Origin of the sequence: Mycobacterium sp. 050128 (genome assembly GCF_036409155.1) — a bacterium.
GTDB lineage: Bacteria > Actinomycetota > Actinomycetes > Mycobacteriales > Mycobacteriaceae > Mycobacterium.
Genome location: NZ_JAZGLW010000001.1, coordinates 2,573,685 through 2,593,454, shown reverse-complemented (window position 1 = coordinate 2,593,454; position 19,770 = coordinate 2,573,685). Strand labels below are relative to the sequence as shown.

Genomic DNA, 19,770 nt, shown 5'->3' with positions numbered 1-19,770 from the left:
ATATCGAAACCGTAGGCGACGTCGTTGTTCACCGAGTGGGCGCATCGCGGTTTCGTTTCGACGGGCAAGGAGTAGCACCGGCTCAGTCGCGTTTGGCCAACCACTCGGCCTGCATCACCAGCAACGCCATCGTCTCCAATTGTGGTGTGTCCGGGTCGAGTTCGCGATAGCGCTGGTAGACATTGACTACCACTCGCTCGGCGTCCAGCCAGCTGGCGTACTCGCCGAGATCGATGGTGTCCGCGGCCTGGGCCCACGACAGACCCTTGTCGTAGGCGGCCCTGGCTTGCTCGGCGACGTGCACGAGATAGCCACGGACGGCACGGATCCCGTCCGGGTCGGTCACCGGACCGTGCCCGGGAACCACCGTCGGAGCGTCCAGCGCGATCATCGCATCGCAGGCCGCGATCCAGTTGTCGATCGGGCCCGCCCACACGATCGGGGTGCAGCCGATGAACAGCAGGTCGCCACCGAACAGCACCCCGGCGTCGGGCACATGCACCACCGAGTCCGCCGCGGTGTGTGCCGGACCGAGGTTCAGCAGCTCGATCCGCCGGCCGCCGACCTCGATGGACAGGTCACGGTCGAAGGTCTGGTCGGCGTTGCGCACCCGGATGCCACTGAAGTCGAAGGGCCCGAACCGGTCTCGCGTATATGGCGTCGCGACCGGGCCGAGATTGGCGGTCTGCACCATGGCCAGCATTTCGGGCGCCATCCCGTGCTCGATCTCGTCGGCCGTGCCCTGCGCGGCGATGATCCGCACCGACGCGTCGAGCAGTTGGTTGCCGTGGGTGTGGTCGCCGTTGGAGTGGGTGATCAGCGCGTCGTTGATCGGCGCCCGCTCGGTGAGCGAGCCCATGGCGGTGAGCATTTCGCGGGTCAACGCCAAGTCGAACAGGGTGTCGACCAGTAGTGAGGCGCCGTCGCCGCTGACCAGACCGGCGTTGCTCCAGCCGTAGCCCCCGTCCGGCAATGTCCACGCCCACACCCGATCTCCGACCTCGTGCAGCCCGCGGGTGTAGGGCACCCGCGCCGGCGCGCGGTTGACCCGGTTCGGTGCGGGCGCGGCGTCCGGATTGGGCCGGGGAGCCAACCGGTGCGGCGGCCTACTCGCCCGAACGGTTTGCCGGGTCTCCCCCAAACCCTGCACGCGCAGCGTGACGACATCACCGTCGCGCAGCCACCCGGGGAAGGACTCCAGTTCCGCCATGCTGAGGTGTTCGACCAGCGTGCAGGTGGGGACCGTGCCGGAGCCGATGACGTCACCGGGCGTGAGCTGGACACCGCGCGAGACGTAGGAGATGACTTCGCCGAAGCTCCAATCCATTTGGGCGGTCGAGCCCGATCCGATCACGTGATCGTTGACCAGCGCGGTGACCTGCAGGTCGAGCCTCCCGTCTCGGCGATACTCCTCGAGCTCGTCGGGTGTCACCAAGTAGGGCCCCAGCGTGACTCCGCTGTCCTTGCCCTTGCCCTGTCCGATCGCGAGTTGGGTTTCCAGCTGCTGCAGGTCTCGCGCCGACCAGTCGTTGAAGATGGTGTAGCCGATGATGGCCTGTTCGGCCTGCTCCACCGTCAGATCTTTGCCGCGGGTCCCGATGACCGCGGCGATCTCCAGTTCGAAGTCCTGCCAAGCACTTCCGGGCGCCATCGGTGCATCGTCGTAAGGCCCCAGAACGGTTGCCGGACAAGCGAAGTAGAAGGCCGGGATGCGATACCAGGTATCGCTGAGGACCCGTGGACCGCCCACCGCTGCCTGGCAGTTGCGCATGTGGTCCAGGAAGCACAGGGAATCCCGGATCGACGGCGGCCGCGGGATCGGCGCCATCAGCGTCACGTCGTCCAACCGCAGCGGATCCGAACGGCTGGCCTCTACTCCCGCTTCGCGCAACCCTTCGGCACCGTGCCCGACCAGGTCGAGCAGCGTCACCCCCGGCTGCATCGGGTGGATCACGTCGCCGGAGAGCACCCCGGTCCGCTCACCGTCGGCTCCTCGAAAAGTCACCCATTTCATTCCCGCACCACCTCACTTGGCTTCTTGTCTGGTCGCAGTCCACGCCAACTCGGTTGGCGCAAGCGATCATCCGGCGTCCATTCGCTGTAGCGCACCTCGCCGACCAGGACCGGCTCGACGAACGTCACACCCTTGGCGTCGCGGGTGGGCAGCCTGGCATCGAACGGGGATTCGTCGGTGTGCAGCGGAGCCAGCATCTTTTTGAGGTTGGCCAGGTCACGCTCGGAGAAGCCGGTGCCGACCCTGCCGACGAAGTGCAACCCGCCGCTGCCCGGAATACCGACCATCAGCGAGCCGATGCCGCTGGTGCGCCCGCCTTCTCCGGCCTTCCAGCCGCCGATGACGACTTCCTGTGTGCTCCAATGCTTGTCCTTGACCCAGGACGCCGAGCGCCGGCCCGGCTGGTAGGTGGAATCGCGCTTCTTGGCGACCACCCCCTCCCAGCCGTGCTGGTGGGAATACTCGAGGGCCTGCGCGCCGTCGTTGCCGGGGACCAGCTCGGGAACGATGAGACTGCTTGCGCTGGCGAGAGTTTCCAGGAGTTTGCGGCGGTCGGAGTACTTCGCCCGCAGCAGCGAGCGACCGTCCAGGTAAACCAGGTCGAACGCCCAGAACTCGATGCGGGTGGCGCGGTTACGGTTCTGCATCTCGTTGAAGCTGGGCACCCCGGATTTGTCCAGTGCCACGATCTCGCCGTCGAGCACCACATGATGGTCGGCCAGATCTTCTGCCAGCGAAGCTAATTGCGGATACTCCTTGGTGACGTCACGGCCGCTTCTGGACCGCATCCGCACACTGCCGCGATCCGCCTCGATCAGCAGCCGGTAGCCGTCCCACTTTCCCTCGAAGGCCCACTGGCCGGACTTGAGCGTGGCCACCGAACCATGCGTGGCGAGCATCGGCGCGATCTCGTCGAACTCGAAGACCTTCTGGTCTTTCATCCGGTGTGCCAGCCATTGGTCACCGTTGGTCTGGATCAGGGCGTAGCGTCCGGAAATTCGGCTGCCGTGCAGATTCACGATCACCTCGTCGTCGCGAAACTTCTCGGTGTCGTAGGTCCCGGAATCCCAGATGACCACCTTGCCGGCGCCGTATTCCCCTTTGGGAATGTCGCCCTCGAACATGCCGTATTCCAGCGGATGATCTTCGGTGTGCACCGCGAGATGATTCACCGACGTCGTCTCAGGGAGGTTTTTCGGTATCGCCCACGACACCAGTACGCCGTCTCGCTCCAGCCGGAAATCGTAATGCAGCCGGCGGGCATGATGCTCCTGGATGACGAATGTATTTCCTTGTCCTGCAGTGGGTTTTGCTTGAGGAACCGGCTCCGGGGTCTTCGCCGCGTCGCGCATGCTGCGATACTTCGTCAGCCGGTCCGCGACGGGTGCATCGGCGTCCAACGGCTCCAGCAGATCTCCGTCGCGGGCGACGCGGGTCAGCACCTCGTCGTAGCGCAGCTGGGTCAACCCCGGGTCGTCGAGTTCCTCCCAGCTACGGGGCGCCGCGGCGGTCGGATGCTGCCGGCCCCGTAGCGAGTACGGCGCGATCGTGGTCTTGGATCCGCTGTTCTGGCTCCAATCCAGGAACACCTTGCCGGCCCGCAGGCTCTTGGTCATCGTCGATGTGACCAGCTTAGGCATCGATGTTTCCAATTGCTGCGCAACGCGTTTCGCCAGTACGGTGGCCCCGTTGCTGCTCACCGGCTCCTGCAGTGGCGCGTAGAGGTGCAGTCCCTTGCTGCCGCTGGTGAGGGGGAAGGTGGTCAGCCCGATATCGGCGATCAGGTCCCGTACCGCGCGGGCCACCTCGGCCAGCTGCGCCATCGTGACGCCCTCGCCCGGGTCCAGGTCGAACACCAATCGTGTTGCGGGACCGGGCTTGAGTTCTTCAGCTTTACTGCGGGTCCACTGCGCGACGAACCTCCACTGCGGCACGTGCACTTCCAGCGCCGCCTGCTGCGCGATCCAGGCCAGCCCGTCGACACTGTCGATGATCGGATACGTCGTCGTACCGGACCGGTGCGTAATGCTGGCGCGCGGCAACCACTCTGGAGCCGAGGCCGCCAGCTGCTTTTCGAAAAACGATGACTGCTCAACGCCATTGGGCCAACGCTTACGGGTGGCGGCACGCCCGGCGATGTGCGGCAGCATCACTTCGGCGATGGCGGTGTAATACGCGAAGATGTCGGCCTTGGTGGTGCCGGTCGCAGGGTAGAGCACCTTGTCGGGGTTTGTCAGCTTCACCCGTGCTGCCATGAGAGTCAACCTACGCGTTTCTACCCTGTTAACTCCTTTGACCTCCGATTATCGCTCGGTGCCGTCGATTTCTTTGTGACATCAACCACGAGGCGGTTAGACCCGCGGTCAGCTCGGGCACAGACGGACAATGTTTGATGTCACTGCCCCCTGGCGTCCAAAAAGCGGCGTCCCCCTCAGCGACGCGACCCTACAACTGCATTCGCACCGCGTTGACGTGCCCACCTATGACAGGTCGGCGCTGCAGCGGGGTGTGGTTCACATCGGTGCGGGCAACTTCCACCGCGCACATCAGGCCGTCTATTTCGACGACCTTGCCCGCTCAGGCATTTCCGATCGGTGGGGCGTGACCGGCGTCAGTCTCAACTCCCCGACCGCCAAAGACTTGCTGTCCGCCCAGGACGGGCTGTACACCGTCGTACAGCGCGGCCACGACCGCCAAACCGCACGCGTGGTCGGCTCGATCGGCTCCGTTCACTACGCACCGAATGATGGTGCGGCGGTCCGCGCCGCCCTGGCAGACCCCCAAACCTGCATCGTCAGCCTGACCATCACCAACAACGGATACTTCCTCAACCCAGTCACCGACGAATTCGACGCCGACCACCCGGACGTGCGCGCCGACCTCGTCGCGTCCGACGGGTACGCCACCGCCTGGGGGTATCTGACCGAAGCCCTCGACCGTCGTCGCCGCGCGGGCATCGCGCCGTTCACCGTGCTCTGCTGCGACAACATTCCCGGCGACAGCCAGCCGGCGAGAACCGCGCTGGTGTCGTTCGCCGCGTTGAAGGACCCCGCGCTCGCCCGGTGGATCGACACCTATGTCGCGTTCCCGTCGACCATGGTCGACCGCATCACCCCGCAGACCTCGACGTCGGAGTGCAAATTCGTCGAGCAGACGTTCGGTGTGGCCGACAAATTGCCGGTGGTGACCGAGCCGTATCGCCAATGGGTGATCGAGGATTCGTTCTGTAATTGGCGTCCGCCGCTGGACCTGGTCGGCGCCGAATTCGTCGCCGATGTCCGCGACCACAAGCTGATCAAGACCCGTCTGCTCAACGGATCCCATATCGCGCTCGGATGTTTGGCCACCCTGGCCGGGTATCGGCGCACCGACGAGGCGATGCGGGACCGCGTCATCTTCGACTACGTCGAGAAGCTGCTGCGCGACGAGATTCAGCCGCTGCTGCCCGCCGTCCCCGGGATGAACACCCCCGAATATCGCACCACCCTGCTCGATCGGCTCAGCAATCCCCGAATGAGCGACCAATTGTCGCGGCTGGCTCGACGGGGCACCAGCAAGATCGCGCAGTTCGTGATGCCCTCGCTGGAGGAGGGGATCGCGCAGGCCAGGCCGCACACGCTGTTGATGTTGGCTGTCGCCGGGTGGGCTCGCTACATGCGCGGCCACGACCTCAACGGGCGCAAAATCAGCCTCGAGGATTCGCAGGCGATTCCGGTGGCTAGGTTGGCCAACATGGCAAGCAACAACCCCGATCCGCTGCTGGGCCATGAGATGTTCGCCCAGGTGCGCGGGGTTCCCGGTTTTGCCGAGCGCCTGGGCGAGATGATTGCCGATATCGACGAGCGCGGTGTGGTGCCCACGCTGCGGGACGCGATGCGCAATGACGAGCGGGAGTTGGTGTGGCGATGAACAGCGGACTGACGCTTGTGCACACCTTCGACCCGGCACCGATCACGACCTTGCTCTGCGACGCCGACGACAACCTGTTCGCCTCGGAACGGCCCGCGTTCGAGGCATCGACCGAGGTGGTGAATCGTTTCCTGGCCAGGTTCGGCGTGACGGCTCCGCTCAGCTCGGAGGAGTTGCGTAAGCGGGCGGTCGGGAAGAACTTCCGTACCACCGCGCTCGACCTGGCGGTGCAGTGCGACGTCCCGCTCGAACAGACGTTGGCCCAGGGCCGTCCCGCGGCGGTGGTCGCCTCGGCCGGCGACTTGGCCGGCGGCAACGCGTTGTCCGTCGACGAACTCGAGGAGTGGGTGCGCGAGGAGCGCGAACGGGTCACGGCTCATCTGGCCCGCACCCTGACACCCGATCCGCAGGTGCTCGAACCGTTGCGCGACCTCGCGGCGCACTACGCCGTCGCGGCGGTCAGCTCGAGTGCCACCAAGCGCCTGGGTGCCTGTTTCGCTGCCACCGGCCTCGATGCGCTGATATCGGAATCGGTGACCTTCAGCGCGGAGGATTCGCTTCCGGTGCCGACCAGCAAACCCGACCCGGCGGTGTACCTGCATGCCGGCCAGGCGCTGGGCGTCGCATCCGAACAGGGGCTGGCCATCGAAGACTCCGTGGCCGGCGTGGCTTCCGCGGTCGCGGCGGGCTACCCCACCGTCGGTAACCTGATGTTCCTACTACCTGACGAACGGGATTGCCGCCGTGCAGAACTAATCGATGCCGGTGCGATCGCGATCACCGAGTCGTGGCGTGCGCTGGCCGATTTCCTGTTGCTGTCGGCGGTGCCGGCCGGGGGTTCCCCGCTCGCGTAGGGGGCATCGGCCCCCGCAGTAGCGATCCGGGCGGTGGCCCGGGGAGGAGGTGGCCAACGATGGCCAGCGCAATCGATCTGAACAATGCGTCGCTCTCCCGGCTGCCGATCGACGCGCCGAAATACGATCGTGACAGCGTCAGCGTCGGTATCGCGCACATTGGCGCCGGTCACTTCCATCGGGCGCATCAGGCTGCCTACATCAACCTGCTGCTGCAGCAGGGCCTGGCGCACGAGTGGGGCATCTGCGGGGTGGGCGTCATGCCCGCCGACTGGACCATGCGCGATGTCCTGACCGATCAGGACGGGCTGTACACGCTGATCTTGGAGAACCCCGACGGCAGCCGGGATGCCCAAGTGATCGGCTCGATCGTCGACTACCGCTACGCCCCGGACGATCCGGAGTCGGCGCTGGAGGTGCTCGCCGCGCCGTCCACCCGGATCATTTCGCTGACGATCACCGAAGGTGGATATCGCGATCCCGATGGGCCGGCGTTCACGTTGATCACCCGGGCGCTGGCCCGGCGACGCGATCGAGGAATCCCCGCGCCGACGATCGTGTCCTGCGACAACATCGAAAACAACGGTGAGGTCGCCCGGCGTACGGTGCTCACAAGTGCCGAACGCATAGACCCCGAGTTGGCCGCGTGGGTGGCGGCGCACAGCCGGTTTCCGAGTTCGATGGTCGATCGCATCACCCCGGCAACGACTTTGGAGATGGCCGCGGAAGTGCGGCGCGACTTCGGCGTCAACGACCGGTGGCCGGTGGTGGCCGAGCCGTTCACCGCGTGGGTGCTCGAGGACGACTTCGCCGACGGCCGACCGCCGCTGGAGAAAGCGGGCGTGCTGGTGGTCGACGATGTGCGCCCATACGAGCTGATGAAGCTTCGCATGCTCAACGCGGGGCATCAGTGCCTGTGCTACTTCGCCCATCTCTGCGGCTTCGAGTTCGTGCACGAAGCGGCGCAGGATCCGTTGTTCGCCAAGTACCTGCTCGCCTACTTCGACACCGAGGCCATCCCGACGCTGCCGCCGGTGCCGGGGATCGACCTGCATGACTACGGACGCACCCTGATCGAGCGGTTCGCCAACCCCGCGGTGCGCGATACCGTCGCCCGGCTGTGCGCCTACTCGTCGGACCGCATACCGAAGTGGCTGTTCCCCGTCATCTGCGACAACCTGGCCAACGACGGGCCGGTTCAGATGGCTTCAGCGGCCGTGGCCAGTTGGGCCCGTTACGCCGAGGGCGTCGACGAGTGGGGCGAGCCGTACGAGGTGCTCGACCAGCTGTCGGATTCGCTCATCCCGATCGCCCGGTCGCACCGCGAAAACGCATGCGCGTTCATCGAGATCACTGCGGTATTCGCCGACCTGTCCCATCAGCATCGGTTTGTCGAGGCATACCGCTGGGCGCTGGATTCGTTGCACAGCAAGGGAGCTCGCGCGACATTGGAAGCGTTGGCGCAATGAGGGGCTTGGTGATCGGCGAGTCGCTGATCGATATCGTCGAGGGCGACGAACATGTCGGCGGCAGTCCGCTCAACGTCGCCATCGGACTCGGCCGACTGGGCCGCGACGTCGACTTCCTGACCCACATCGCCGACGACTCGCGTGGGCGGCGGATCGCGGACTACATCAAATCCTCTGGTGCACAGCTGGTTCCGGGAAGCATGACTGCCGCTCACACACCGACGGCGACGGCGACGATCGCCGAGGACGGGTCCGCCACCTACGCCTTCGATCTGGACTGGCAGCTCTCCGGCACACCCGAGGTTCCGCCGCCGTTGTTCGTGCACACCGGGTCGATCGCGGCGGTGCGCGAACCGGGATGCTTGGCGGTCGCGGCGCTACTTGACGCCTACCGGATATCGGCCACGATCACGCTGGATCCCAACGTCCGGCCGTCGCTGATCGCGAACCGGGATCTGGCGCGTCAACGCATCGAGCGTCTCGTCGAACGCAGCGACATCGTCAAGGTCAGCGATGAGGATCTGCGCTGGATCGATCCCGACTGCGAGCCGCAGCACACCGCTCGCGCCTGGTTGGCGCGCGGGCCCGCGATCGTCGCCGTGACGATGGGTGAAAACGGTTCGCGGGCGTTCTGCGCGGCGGGCGAGGCACACGTGGCCGCAAAGCAGGCAGAAGTGGTCGACACCATCGGCGCCGGCGACGCATTCATGGTTGGCCTGCTCGACGCACTGTGGGAAATGAACCTATTGGGCGGCGACCGGCGGGCCGCCCTGGCCAAAATTCAGCTCGACGAATTGACCACGGCATTCGAGGCGGCGGGGCTGGTGTCGGCACTGACCGTCGGCCGCACCGGCGCCGATCTACCCGATCGTGCGGCCCTGCGCTCAATCGCCCTGTAGCCCCGGCGGTTTCACGTACGTACCGCGGTACCCGAACTCGGCCGAATTCCGGCGTAAAGTCGGCTCGTTTCGCTTTTCTTCGGTGGCGGCCGGCGGCCGCCGCCCAGGACATCCACCCTGCGGCGACCCCGGTGAAACCTGCTCAATCCCAGCTCACGGGCCTGTCAGGCTGTTTTGCCGGCGGCGGTATGGGCATACTGACAAGATGCGCTCCATCTGGAAGGGTTCGATCGCGTTCGGGCTCGTCAACGTGCCGGTCAAGGTGTACAGCGCCACCGAAGACCACGACATCAAGTTCCATCAGGTGCACGCCAAGGACAACGGCCGCATCCGCTACCAGCGGGTGTGCGAGCTGGATGGCGAGGTTGTCGAATACCGGGACATCGCCCGTGCCTACGAGTCCGACGACGGGCAAATGGTGGTGATCACCGACGACGACATCTCCACCCTGCCCGAAGAACGCAGCCGCGAAATCGAGGTGCTGGAGTTCGTCCCGGCCGGCGACGTCGACCCGATGATGTTCGATCGCAGCTATTTCCTCGAGCCGGACTCCAAGTCGTCCAAATCGTATGTACTGCTGGCCAAGACACTGGCCGAGACCGACCGCATGGCAATCGTTCATTTCACACTTCGCAACAAGACACGGCTTGCGGCCTTGCGGGTCAAGGACTTTGGCAAGCGTGACGTTATGGTGGTCCACACCTTATTGTGGCCGGACGAGATTCGCGATCCCGACTTTCCGGTGCTGGACAAGAAGATCGAGATCAAGCCCGCGGAGCTGAAGATGGCCGGGCAGGTGGTCGAGTCGATGGCCGAGGACTTCAATCCGGACCGCTACCGAGACACCTACCAGGAGCAGCTGCAGGAGCTCGTCGATGCGAAACTCCAAGGCGGAGAGGCGTTTACCGCCGAGGAGAAGCCCAAAGAGCTGGACGAGACCGAAGACGTGTCCGATTTGCTCGCCAAGCTGGAGGCCAGCGTGAAAGCGCGCTCGGGCGACGGAAAGGCACCGGCCAAGAAGACAGCCGCCAAGAAAGCGCCCGCCAAAAAGACCGCCGCAAAGAAGGCGCCGGCCAAGAAGTCGCCCGCCAAAGCGGCGTCACGATCCTGATCTCTCAGGATCGCAATCAAGCCCGGGCGAAACTCTCTCCGCGCGGTCGCCCGGTCAAGAAGCGGAACCCCGCGGCAATGAGGTTGATGGCCGCCACAATAATGATCAAGGTCAGCGCGGCGCCCCAGATCCGCAGGAAGCCCGCGTGCTCCGGATTCGTGAGCTCGGTGTAGATCAACAGCGGCAGCGAAGCCATGTTGCCGTGGAAGACATCGAGATTGATAGCCCGGCTGTAACCGACCAAGACCAGTACCGGGGCGGTTTCGCCGATGACGCGCGCGACGGCGAGCAGAATGCCCGACACGACGCCCGGCATCGCGATCGGAAAGACAATCCGCACAATCGTTTTCCATTTGGGAACGCCCAACGCGTAACTCGCCTCGCGAAGTTCGTCGGGTACCAGCCGCAGCATCTCCTCGGTGGACCGCACCACGACCGGCAACATCAGCAGGACCAGCGCCAGCGCCACGGCGAAGGCGCTCTGCTGGAAACCCAAAGTGGCAATCCAGAGGCTGAAGATGAACAGCGCCGCCACGATCGAGGGAACCCCGGCGAGCACGTCGACCATGAAGGTGGTGACCCGCGCCAACCGTCCCGAACCGTATTCCACCAGGAACACCGCCGTCATCAAACCAAGCGGCACGGCCAGCAGGGAAGCCACCCCGGCCTGCACCAGCGTCCCATACAAAGCGTGGTAAACCCCTCCGGCGAACTCCTCCGGCAACACTCCGCGCAGCGAGTTGGTCCACCAATGCGACCGAGTGACGGCATACCCGCCCCGCTCGATCACCACCCAGAGCACCCAGAGCAGCGGCATCAGCGCGACACCGAACGAAGTGAAGAAAAGCGTTGTCGCGACGTGGTTTTTGATCTTGCGCCGCATACTGACCGGCTCGACTAGCGTAGCTTTGACCGGCTCACGCAGTGTCTCGGTGCTCATGCGTTGACCTTCCCGCCGGCGATCGCGCGGGCAGCAGCGTTGACCACGAACGTGATCACGAACAACGCGAACCCAGCCGAGATATAGGCCCCGGTCGGCAGCGGTTCGCTGAATTCGGATGCCGCGGAGGCGATCTTCGAGGCAAACGTGTAACCGCCGTCGAACAACGACCAGTTACCGGGGCGGGCCCCCGCGCGCAAGATGATCAGCACCGCAACGGTTTCGCCCAGCGCGCGGCCGAGTCCCAGCATCGAGGCCGCGACCACACCGCTGCGGCCGTAGGGCAGCACGGTCAATCGCACCACCTCCCACCGGGTGGCGCCGAGCGCCTGGGCCGCTTCCATCTGGATGCGCGGGGTCTGGCGGAAGGCTTCTCGTGAAACGGACGTGATGATCGGCAGGATCATCACCGAAAGCACGATCCCGGCGGTGAAGATCGTCCCGCCACCCGCCAAGGACACGTTGCCCTGCTTGAACAGAAAGATCCACCCCAGGTTGCGATTCAGAAATTCGGCCAACGGCTCCAGTTTGGGCGCCAGCACGAATATTCCCCACAGTCCGAAGATGATCGAGGGCACCGCTGCCAGCAGATCAACCATTGCGGCGAACGGGCGCGCCAGCCGCGCCGGCGCATATTGGGTGAGGAAGACCGCGATGCCGATCGCAATCGGCACGGCCAGCACCAGTGCGCTGGTCGCACTGAGCACGGTGACCATCAGCAAGTCGTGGATACCGAACGCCAATTTCGCGGGGTCGCTGGTATCGAATTCGTTGCTGGTGAAGAAATTCGCGTGGTTGGCCCGCAGCGCTGGGATAGCGCGAATCAACAGGAATATCGCGATCAACGCGATCGCGAACACGATGGTGGATCCGGCGGCGGCGGCGACCAACTTGAATATTTGGTCGCCCCGCTGCACCACGCGTCGATTCACCGCCCCCGGGACAGGCTTTGTCGCGGGCGGACTCACACGCAGCGTTTCGGACACCACAACCTCAGGTCACGTGATGGCATTGACGGCGGCCGACAGCCTCGATCCGAACGTGTCCGGAATCGGGATGTATCCGTTGTCCGCCAAACCGTTCTGGCCGGGACCGATGGCGCTCTGCAGGAATGCCTTCACTGCCGAGCCGACCTGGGAGTCGGGGTACTTCGAGCAGACAACCTCATACGTCGCCAACACGATCGGGTACGCGCCGGACTGTTTCGGCCGGTAGAACGAAATCGTATCGAGGACCAGGTCGTTGCCCTGCCCGACGATCGAGGCCCCGGCAATCGTCTTGCCCACCGAGTCGCTGCTGATCGCGACCGGATCCGGACCCGCCGACGTGACGACCTTGGCCATGTTCAGGTGCTGCGCCTGGGCGAAGGACCATTCGTTGTAGGTGATGGACCCCTCGGTGCTTTTGACGGCGGCACTGGTGCCGTCGTTACCCTTGGCGCCCTCGCCGACACCCCCGTTGAACTTCTTGCCGGCGCCCTTGCCCCACCCTCCGTTGGAAGCGGCGTCGAGATACTTCTGGAAGTTGTCCGTAGTCCCGGACTCGTCACTGCGGAAAACGACGTGAATGGGCTCGCTTGGCAAAGTTGCGCCGGCGTTGATCGCTTGGATCGCCGGATCGTTCCACGTGGTGATACCGCCGTTGAAGATCTTCGCCAGGGTGGGTCCGTCGACGTTCAGCGAAGTCACCCCGTTGATGTTGAAGGTGACCGCGATCGGGCCGAACACCGTAGGCAAGTTCCACGCCGGCGAACCGCCGCAGCGGGTTTGAGCCGCCGCATACTCATCGTGGCTCAACGGCGAGTCCGATCCACCGAAATCGGTTTGACCGCCCGTGAATTCGCGGACGCCAGCACCCGAGCCGTTGGGCGTGTAGTTCAATGTCTGACCCGGGCAGGCCTGTTCGAACGCCTTTACGAAACGCGTCATCGCGTTCGCCTGGGCTGTCGAACCGCTTGCCTTCAGCGTCTTGGTGCCACCGCAGGTCACCTTGCCCGACGGCGCACCCGACGTGGTACTGCCCCCGGTCGCATTGTTGTCGCTGCCACATCCCGCGATAGCGAATGTTCCAGCAGCCAGCACCCCGACCAAGCCGCCAAACCGGTTGAGTTTCAATTCAGTTCCTCACCTTTACGATTGAATGCCGCAGCACTAGCCGCAGCTTACAAAACCAACCGTCATCCTCGCGACCGGGAAGCTACAGTAAGAACAGGTTAACGTTCGGCAAAATTTGTCCCCGCCATCGCCTTTCGGCTCGGTGCCCCACCCCGCTCGCGGTCGCAAATTCGAACCGCCTAGGATTACGAGATCGCGTTGACGGCAACCGACAAACGGAATATGAATGTATCCGGAACGCGGACATATCCGTTGTCCCCCAAGCCATTCTGGCCAGCGCCGATGGTGCTCTGCAGGAACGCCTTCACCGCCGCACCGACCTCGGGATCGGGATACCTCGAGCAGACGACCTCATAGGTCGCCAACACGATCGGGTAAGCGCCAGGCTGATTCGGGCGATAAAACGAAATCGTGTCGAGCGCCAAGTCGTTGCTCTGCCCGACGATCGAGGCTGCGCCAATCGTCTTGCCCACCGAGTCGGCGCTGATCGCCACCGGATCCGGTCCCGCCGACGTGACAATCTTGGCCGTGCCCAGGTGTTGCGCTTGCGCGAACGACCACTCGTTGTAGGAGATCGACCCGTCGTTGGCCTTGACCGCCGCGCTGGTGCCGTCGTTGCCCTTGGCGCCCTCGCCGACTCCGCCGTTGAACTTCTTTCCCGCGCCCCTACCCCACGCGCCCTTGGACGCGGCGTCGAGATACTTCTGGAAATTGTCCGTCGTCCCCGACTCGTCACTGCGAAAAACGACCTGAATCGGCTCGGCGGGCAGGCTGACGCCGGGGTTGAGCTCCTGGATCGCGTGATCATTCCACTTGGTGATGCCGCCGTTGAAGATCCCGGCCGCGGTCGGACCATCGAGGGTCAGCGAAGTCAGGCCGTCGACGTTGTAGGTGATCGCGATCGGCCCGATCACCACCGGCAGCTGCCACGCCGGCGAGCCGCAGCGACGCTGTGCGGCGGCGTACTCGACGGGCGACAACGTCGAGTCCGAGCCCGCGAAATCGGTTTGATCGCCCGTGAATTCGCTGATTCCCGCACCTGAGCCGTTGGATGTGTAATTCACCGTGTGACCCGGGCACGCCTGCTCATAGGCCTTGACGAACCGCGTCATCGCGTTGGCCTGGGCCGTGGATCCGCTGGCCTTGAGTTTTGCTTTGCCGCCGCAGGCCACCTTCACCGGCGCCGCCGGTGTGGTCGTCTTGTCACCAACCGCGCTGTCGTCATTGCCACACGCCGACAACATCACGGCAGCAGTCACCAGAACACACAGGACGGCACCAAATCGGTTGATTCTCAATTCAATCCTTCGTCGGTACGGACGAGACGATATTCGGCGAATTCGTCAGCCATCGTCGCAGGCCATCGCGAGCGTGTGCAATTTCCGTCGCAATTCCCGGGCGGCCACACCGACCCGGTATGCGGACGCCGCAACGCCACTACCGTATGCCAAACTAGAACCTGTTCCAGAAATGCCGCGATCCGAGACGGTCAGTCTTGCTTCCGTTTCGGCCGACAACTCAACGAAGAGAGGCCGTAATGATCCTTGACAGGTTCCGTCTCGACGATAAAGTCGCCGTCATCACTGGTGGCGGCCGTGGTCTCGGGGCGGCCATCGCGGTGGCGTTCGCCGAAGCCGGCGCCGATGTGCTCATCGCCTCGCGCACGGAATCGCAACTAGAGGCCGTCGCCGAACAGGTCCGCGCCGCGGGCCGCAAAGCCCACATCGTCGCCGCCGACCTGGCCCATCCCGAGGCCACCGCGAAGCTCGCCGAACAGGCCGTCGAGGCGTTCGGGAAACTCGACATCGTCGTCAACAACGTCGGCGGCACCATGCCCAACACGCTGCTCACCACGTCGACGAAGGACCTCAAGGACGCGTTCACCTTCAACGTCGCCACCGCGCACGCGCTCACCATCGCGGCGGTGCCGCTGATGCTGGAGCACTCCGCCGGCGGCAGCATCATCAACATCACCTCGACCATGGGCCGACTGGCCGGGCGTGGTTTCGCCGCCTACGCCACTGCCAAAGCCGCGCTGGCTCATTACACCCGGTCGTCAGCGCTGGATCTGTGCCCGCGCATCCGGGTCAACGCGATCGCCCCCGGCTCGATCCTGACCTCCGCGCTGGACGTGGTGGCCTCCAACGACGAATTGCGCGAGCCGATGGAGAAGGCGACACCCATGCGCCGCCTCGGCGATCCAGTCGACATTGCCGCTGCCGCAGTGTATTTGGCGTCGCCAGCCGGCAACTTCCTGACCGGAAAGACCCTCGAGGTCGACGGCGGCCTCACCTACCCCAATCTCGACATCCCCGTCCCGGACCTGTGATCCGATGACGCGCGAGCAGCGGCGCGATTTTGCCGGGGTACCCCCCCGCTTGCGTGGGACCGCTCGCCGTCTCAACCCTCACCTTTGACCGCTAAGGAGCCAGTAATGCCCATCCCCGTCGTCCAGTTAGGCACCGGCAATGTCGGTATCCACGCACTGAGAGCGCTCATCACCAACCCCGAATTCGAACTGCGCGGCGTCTGGGTCTCGTCCGACGCCAAGGCCGGCAAGGACGCGGCATCACTTGCCGGACTTCCGGATTCGACCGGCGTGCTGGCCAGCACCGACCTCGACGCCGTGCTCGCCACCGGTCCGCAGTGCGCGGTGTACAACGCACTGGCCGACAACCGGCTGCCCGAGGCGCTCGAGGACTACCGGCGCGTGCTCGCGGCCGGAATCAACGTCGTCGGCAGCGGCCCGGTCTTTTTGCAGTACCCGTGGGAGGTGATTCCGGAGGATCTCATCAAGCCACTGGAAGATGCTGCCCGCGAAGGTAATTCGAGCCTGTTCGTCAATGGCATCGACCCCGGCTTCGCCAACGACCTGCTACCGCTGGCGCTGGCCGGCACCTGTCAGAACATCCAGCAGATCCGGTGCATGGAGATCGTCGACTACGCGACCTACGACAGCGCCGCGGTGATGTTCGACGTCATGGGATTCGGCAGGCCGATGGACGACCTCCCGATGCTGCTGCAGCCCGGCGTGCTGAGCTTGGCGTGGGGCTCGGTGATCCGGCAGATCGCGGCGGGCCTGGGCATCACGCTCGACGCCGTGACCCAGGACTATGTCCGGATTCCAGCGCCCGAGGACTTCGACATCGCGTCGGGGCATATCGCCAAGGGCACCGCCGCCGCGCTGCGCTTCGAGGTGTTCGGCATGGTCGATGGCAAGGCCGCCGTGGTCTTGGAACACGTCACCCGGTTGCGCCCCGACCTGCAGCCCGAATGGCCGCAGCCCGCCCGGGAGGGCGGTTCGTATCGCATCGAGATCACCGGCGAACCCTCGTACGCCGTCGACGTCTGCCTGGGCAGCCCGAACGGCGACCACAACCACGCCGGCCTGGTGGCCACCGCGATGCGGGTGGTCAACGCGATCCCGGCGGTGGTGGCCGCCGCGCCGGGAATCGTGACGACTCTCGACCTGCCACTGGTCACCGGCAAGGGGCTCTACCTGCCCGCGTGATCGGTCGCAGCTGCGGGCGGGAAAGGGGCGCAGTTCGCGGGCCCGCGTTTATCGGATACCCTCACTTTTTTATTCGGTAATACGCATCGAAGGTCGATCAGTTGGCGCAGGGCACCAGGGCCTCGTTCACGACAAGCTGGTATCTCCTGGGGCCGGCCTTCGTCGCGGCGATCGCCTACGTCGATCCGGGAAACGTCGCGGCCAACGTCAGCTCCGGTGCGCAGTTCGGCTACCTGCTGCTGTGGGTCATCGTCGCCGCCAACGTGATGGCCGGTTTGGTGCAGTACCTTTCGGCCAAACTCGGGCTGGTGACCGGGCGCTCGTTGCCCGCGGCGATCGGCAAGGAGATGAGCCGCTCGCTGCGGGTTACCTTCTGGGCGCAGGCTGAAATCGTCGCGATAGCAACCGATGTCGCCGAAGTCATCGGTGGGGCGATCGCGCTGCGGATCCTGTTCGGTCTGCCGCTGCCGCTGGGCGGGGTCATCACCGGGGTGATCTCGTTGCTGCTGCTCTCGATCAAAGACCGTCGGGGTCAGATCATCTTCGAGCGCGTCATCACGGGCCTGCTGCTGATCATCGCGGTCGGCTTCGCGGCGAGTTTCTTCGTCGCCACCCCCCCGTCCGACGGGGTGCTCGGTGGATTGGTGCCGCGCTTCCACGGCGCCGAAAGCGTGCTGCTGGCCGCCGCCATCCTGGGGGCCACCGTGATGCCGCACGCGGTGTACATGCACTCGGGCCTGGTCCTGGATCGGCACGGGCATCCCGAGCCCGGCCCGCAGCGACGCTGGCTGCTGCGGGTGACCCGCGTCGACGTGGTGCTGGCGATGGCCGTCGCCGGGACGGTGAACGCGGCCATGCTGCTCGTCGCCGCGATCAACCTGCAGGGCCACGACGACGTCGCGACCATCGACGGTGCCTACAACGCGATCCACCACACGTTGGGCCCGGTGATCGCGGTGCTGTTCGCGGTCGGGCTGCTCGCGTCCGGCTTGGCGTCGTCGTCGGTGGGTGCCTACGCCGGCGCGATGATCATGCAGGGCCTGCTGCATCGGTCGATACCGATGATGGTGCGCCGCTTGGTCACGTTGTGCCCGGCGGTCGCGCTGCTGGCGATCGGTCTCGACCCGACGCGCTCACTGGTGATCTCGCAAGTCGTGCTGTCGTTCGGAATCCCATTCGCGGTGCTGCCGCTGGTCAGACTGACCAGCAATCGCAAGCTGATGGGCGACGACACCAACCACCCGATCACCACGGCCATCGGCTGGGCGGTCGCGATACTGGTGACCCTGTTGAACGTCGTGCTGATCTACCTGACCCTGAAAGGGCACTGACAACCGAACGCTCACGGTTCAGCCGTTCCGCGTGATTTGTCCAACGTTTCTCTATTCTTCATATTTGCGCCGCTTTGGGCCCGCACACTTACGCGGCCTAAAACGTGAATACGGAAGGAAACGCGTCACATGCCTTCACCTCGCTGGCTGGCCAGACTTTCCGCCCCGCTCATCGTTGGCGCCGCCCTGGTTACCACCGCTACGGTTGCGGCCGCCGACACCGCCGACACCAACTTCCTGGCCCAAATGCGCACCCTGGGATTCACCTGGCCGCCGAACGAGGACGCCGACATCCTCTTTATGGCGCACCACATTTGCTCCGACCGGTGGAATGGCTGGTCGTCACAACAGATTGCCGACGACATCCACAACACCCTGGGCCCGCGCGGTATCAACTTCGGCGACACCACCGCCATGGTGAACCTCGCGGTAGCGACCTACTGCCCCTAGGGCCAGCCGACCCAGGTCCGGCCGACTTCGGAGCTTGTTTTACATAGCTATACGAAGCACATAGGCTCACCTGGTGCCAGTTTGTCTGACGGTGAGCCGCTGAATGCAGGCGCGCCGGCATTTTTACTTCGCATATGGCTCCAACCTGTGCGTAAGGCAAATGGCTCGGCGCTGTCCCGATGCCGCGGATCCGCGGCCGGCCGTGCTGTCCGATCACGATTGGCTGATCAATGAGCGCGGTGTGGCGACCGTCGAATCCTTCGCCGGCAATCAGGTGCACGGCGTGCTCTGGCAACTCTGCGACCATGACCTGGCCACCCTGGACAGCGCCGAGGGCGTTCCGGTGCGCTATCGGCGCGCCGAGTTGACCGTGCACACCGACGACGGTCCGGCACCGGCCTGGGTCTACATCGATCACCGGGTGACCCCGGGACCGCCCCGCCCCGGCTACCTGCCCAGGATCATCGACGGCGCAGTCCATCACGGGCTTCCGCAACGCTGGATCGACTACCTACGGCGTTGGGATCCCACGCACTGGCCGCGCCCGGCATCCAAGAGATCGGCGTCCGGGCCTGGGCCACAGTCACTTTCGGAGCTGCTGATCCAGCCGGGGGTGCTCGAGGCCAGTGCGCTGCGGTCGCGTTTCGGCTTCTTGGCCATCCACGGCGGCGGCCTGGAAGAGATGACCGACGTCATTGCCGAGCGCGCGGCAGAGGCCGCCGGCGCGTCGGTATACGTGGTACGACATCCCGACCGCTACCCGCATCACTTACCCTCGGCGCGGTTCGATCCCGCCGAGTCGCCACGGCTCGCCGAGTTTCTCGACCATGTCGACGTCGCGGTCTCACTGCACGGCTACGGCCGCATCGGGCGCAGCACACAACTACTGGCCGGGGGCCGCAACCGCACGCTGGCCGCCCACCTCGCCAAACACATTCAGCTCAGCGGCTATCAGATCGTCACCGACCTCGACGATATCCCGCTCGAACTACGGGGGTTACATCCTGACAACCCGGTAAACCGGGTACGCGAAGGCGGCACGCAACTCGAATTGTCCGTTCGCGTCAGGGGTCTCAGTCCGCGCAGCCCGCTGCCGGGATCTGATGGCCTTTCGTCGGTCACCTCGGCCCTGGTTCATGGGTTGGCGGCCGCGGCTCGCTCCTGGTAA

At 65.0% G+C, this 19,770-nt stretch carries 16 protein-coding genes; 10 read left to right on the top strand and 6 right to left on the bottom strand.

The genetic code is table 11. The annotated features are described in order from the left end of the window. Positions 1-82 precede the first annotated feature (82 nt). Together SKC41_RS12585 and SKC41_RS12580 are read right to left on the bottom strand one after the other, a co-directional pair. Positions 83-2,014, bottom strand: coding sequence for a fumarylacetoacetate hydrolase family protein (locus SKC41_RS12585; RefSeq protein ID WP_330977888.1), 1,932 nt, complete (start codon positions 2,012-2,014; stop codon positions 83-85). Then, positions 2,011-4,269: an ATP-dependent DNA ligase gene (locus tag SKC41_RS12580; protein WP_330977887.1), complete on the bottom strand. Its 2,259-nt coding sequence runs from the start codon at positions 4,267-4,269 to the stop codon at positions 2,011-2,013. Before SKC41_RS12580 ends, SKC41_RS12585 begins: the two co-directional genes overlap by 4 nt. 130 nt (positions 4,270-4,399) lie before the next feature. Here SKC41_RS12580 and SKC41_RS12575 point away from each other — a divergent pair, with 130 nt between their 5' ends. From SKC41_RS12575 to ku, 5 genes are all read left to right on the top strand, one after another. Then, a complete protein-coding gene (locus SKC41_RS12575) occupies positions 4,400-5,923 on the top strand; it encodes a mannitol dehydrogenase family protein (RefSeq protein ID WP_330977886.1) in 1,524 nt (507 codons plus the stop codon). Further along, positions 5,920-6,777 carry an HAD-IA family hydrolase gene (locus SKC41_RS12570; protein ID WP_330977885.1) on the top strand — a complete coding sequence of 286 codons (858 nt, stop codon included), beginning with the start codon at positions 5,920-5,922 and terminating at the stop codon, positions 6,775-6,777. The genes SKC41_RS12575 and SKC41_RS12570 overlap by 4 nt, the downstream gene beginning before the upstream one ends. 59 nt (positions 6,778-6,836) lie before the next feature. Then, entirely contained in the window at positions 6,837-8,246 is a 1,410-nt protein-coding gene (locus SKC41_RS12565; RefSeq protein ID WP_330977884.1) for a mannitol dehydrogenase family protein, read from the top strand. Next, positions 8,243-9,145, top strand: coding sequence for a carbohydrate kinase family protein (locus tag SKC41_RS12560; RefSeq protein WP_330977883.1), 903 nt, complete (start codon positions 8,243-8,245; stop codon positions 9,143-9,145). The genes SKC41_RS12565 and SKC41_RS12560 overlap by 4 nt, the downstream gene beginning before the upstream one ends. A 205-nt stretch (positions 9,146-9,350) precedes the next feature. Beyond that, the gene (ku, locus tag SKC41_RS12555) at positions 9,351-10,256 is read left to right on the top strand and encodes a non-homologous end joining protein Ku (RefSeq protein ID WP_330977882.1); all 906 of its coding nucleotides are present in this window, start codon (positions 9,351-9,353) and stop codon (positions 10,254-10,256) included. A gap of 16 nt (positions 10,257-10,272) precedes the next feature. Here the strand turns inward: ku and pstA are convergent, their stop codons facing one another. The 4 genes from pstA to pstS (SKC41_RS12535) all read right to left on the bottom strand — a co-directional run bounded on the left by pstA (position 10,273) and on the right by pstS (SKC41_RS12535) (position 14,608). After that, positions 10,273-11,196 (bottom strand): phosphate ABC transporter permease PstA, encoded by a 924-nt coding sequence (pstA, locus tag SKC41_RS12550; RefSeq protein ID WP_330977881.1) that lies wholly within the window; start codon positions 11,194-11,196, stop codon positions 10,273-10,275. Further along, positions 11,193-12,164: a phosphate ABC transporter permease subunit PstC gene (gene pstC / locus SKC41_RS12545; protein ID WP_330978859.1), complete on the bottom strand. Its 972-nt coding sequence runs from the start codon at positions 12,162-12,164 to the stop codon at positions 11,193-11,195. Before pstC ends, pstA begins: the two co-directional genes overlap by 4 nt. Positions 12,165-12,194: 30 nt before the next feature. Then, positions 12,195-13,310: a phosphate ABC transporter substrate-binding protein PstS gene (gene pstS / locus SKC41_RS12540; protein ID WP_330977880.1), complete on the bottom strand. Its 1,116-nt coding sequence runs from the start codon at positions 13,308-13,310 to the stop codon at positions 12,195-12,197. Positions 13,311-13,495: 185 nt separating this feature from the next. Continuing rightward, entirely contained in the window at positions 13,496-14,608 is a 1,113-nt protein-coding gene (pstS, locus tag SKC41_RS12535) for a phosphate ABC transporter substrate-binding protein PstS (protein ID WP_330977879.1), read from the bottom strand. A gap of 239 nt (positions 14,609-14,847) precedes the next feature. Here pstS (SKC41_RS12535) and SKC41_RS12530 point away from each other — a divergent pair, with 239 nt between their 5' ends. The 5 genes from SKC41_RS12530 to SKC41_RS12510 all read left to right on the top strand — a co-directional run bounded on the left by SKC41_RS12530 (position 14,848) and on the right by SKC41_RS12510 (position 19,770). After that, on the top strand, positions 14,848-15,639 hold the full coding sequence (locus tag SKC41_RS12530) for an SDR family oxidoreductase (protein WP_330977878.1): 792 nt from the start codon (positions 14,848-14,850) through the stop codon (positions 15,637-15,639). 105 nt (positions 15,640-15,744) lie between these two features. Next, the gene (locus tag SKC41_RS12525) at positions 15,745-16,821 is read left to right on the top strand and encodes an NAD(P)H-dependent amine dehydrogenase family protein (protein WP_330977877.1); all 1,077 of its coding nucleotides are present in this window, start codon (positions 15,745-15,747) and stop codon (positions 16,819-16,821) included. Between the two features lie 101 nt (positions 16,822-16,922). Then, complete coding sequence (locus SKC41_RS12520) at positions 16,923-18,152, top strand: Nramp family divalent metal transporter (RefSeq protein WP_330977876.1); 1,230 nt, start codon at positions 16,923-16,925, stop codon at positions 18,150-18,152. Positions 18,153-18,281: 129 nt separating this feature from the next. Next, a complete protein-coding gene (locus SKC41_RS12515) occupies positions 18,282-18,602 on the top strand; it encodes a DUF732 domain-containing protein (RefSeq protein WP_330977875.1) in 321 nt (106 codons plus the stop codon). A gap of 103 nt (positions 18,603-18,705) precedes the next feature. After that, complete coding sequence (locus SKC41_RS12510; RefSeq protein ID WP_330977874.1) at positions 18,706-19,770, top strand: poly-gamma-glutamate hydrolase family protein; 1,065 nt, start codon at positions 18,706-18,708, stop codon at positions 19,768-19,770.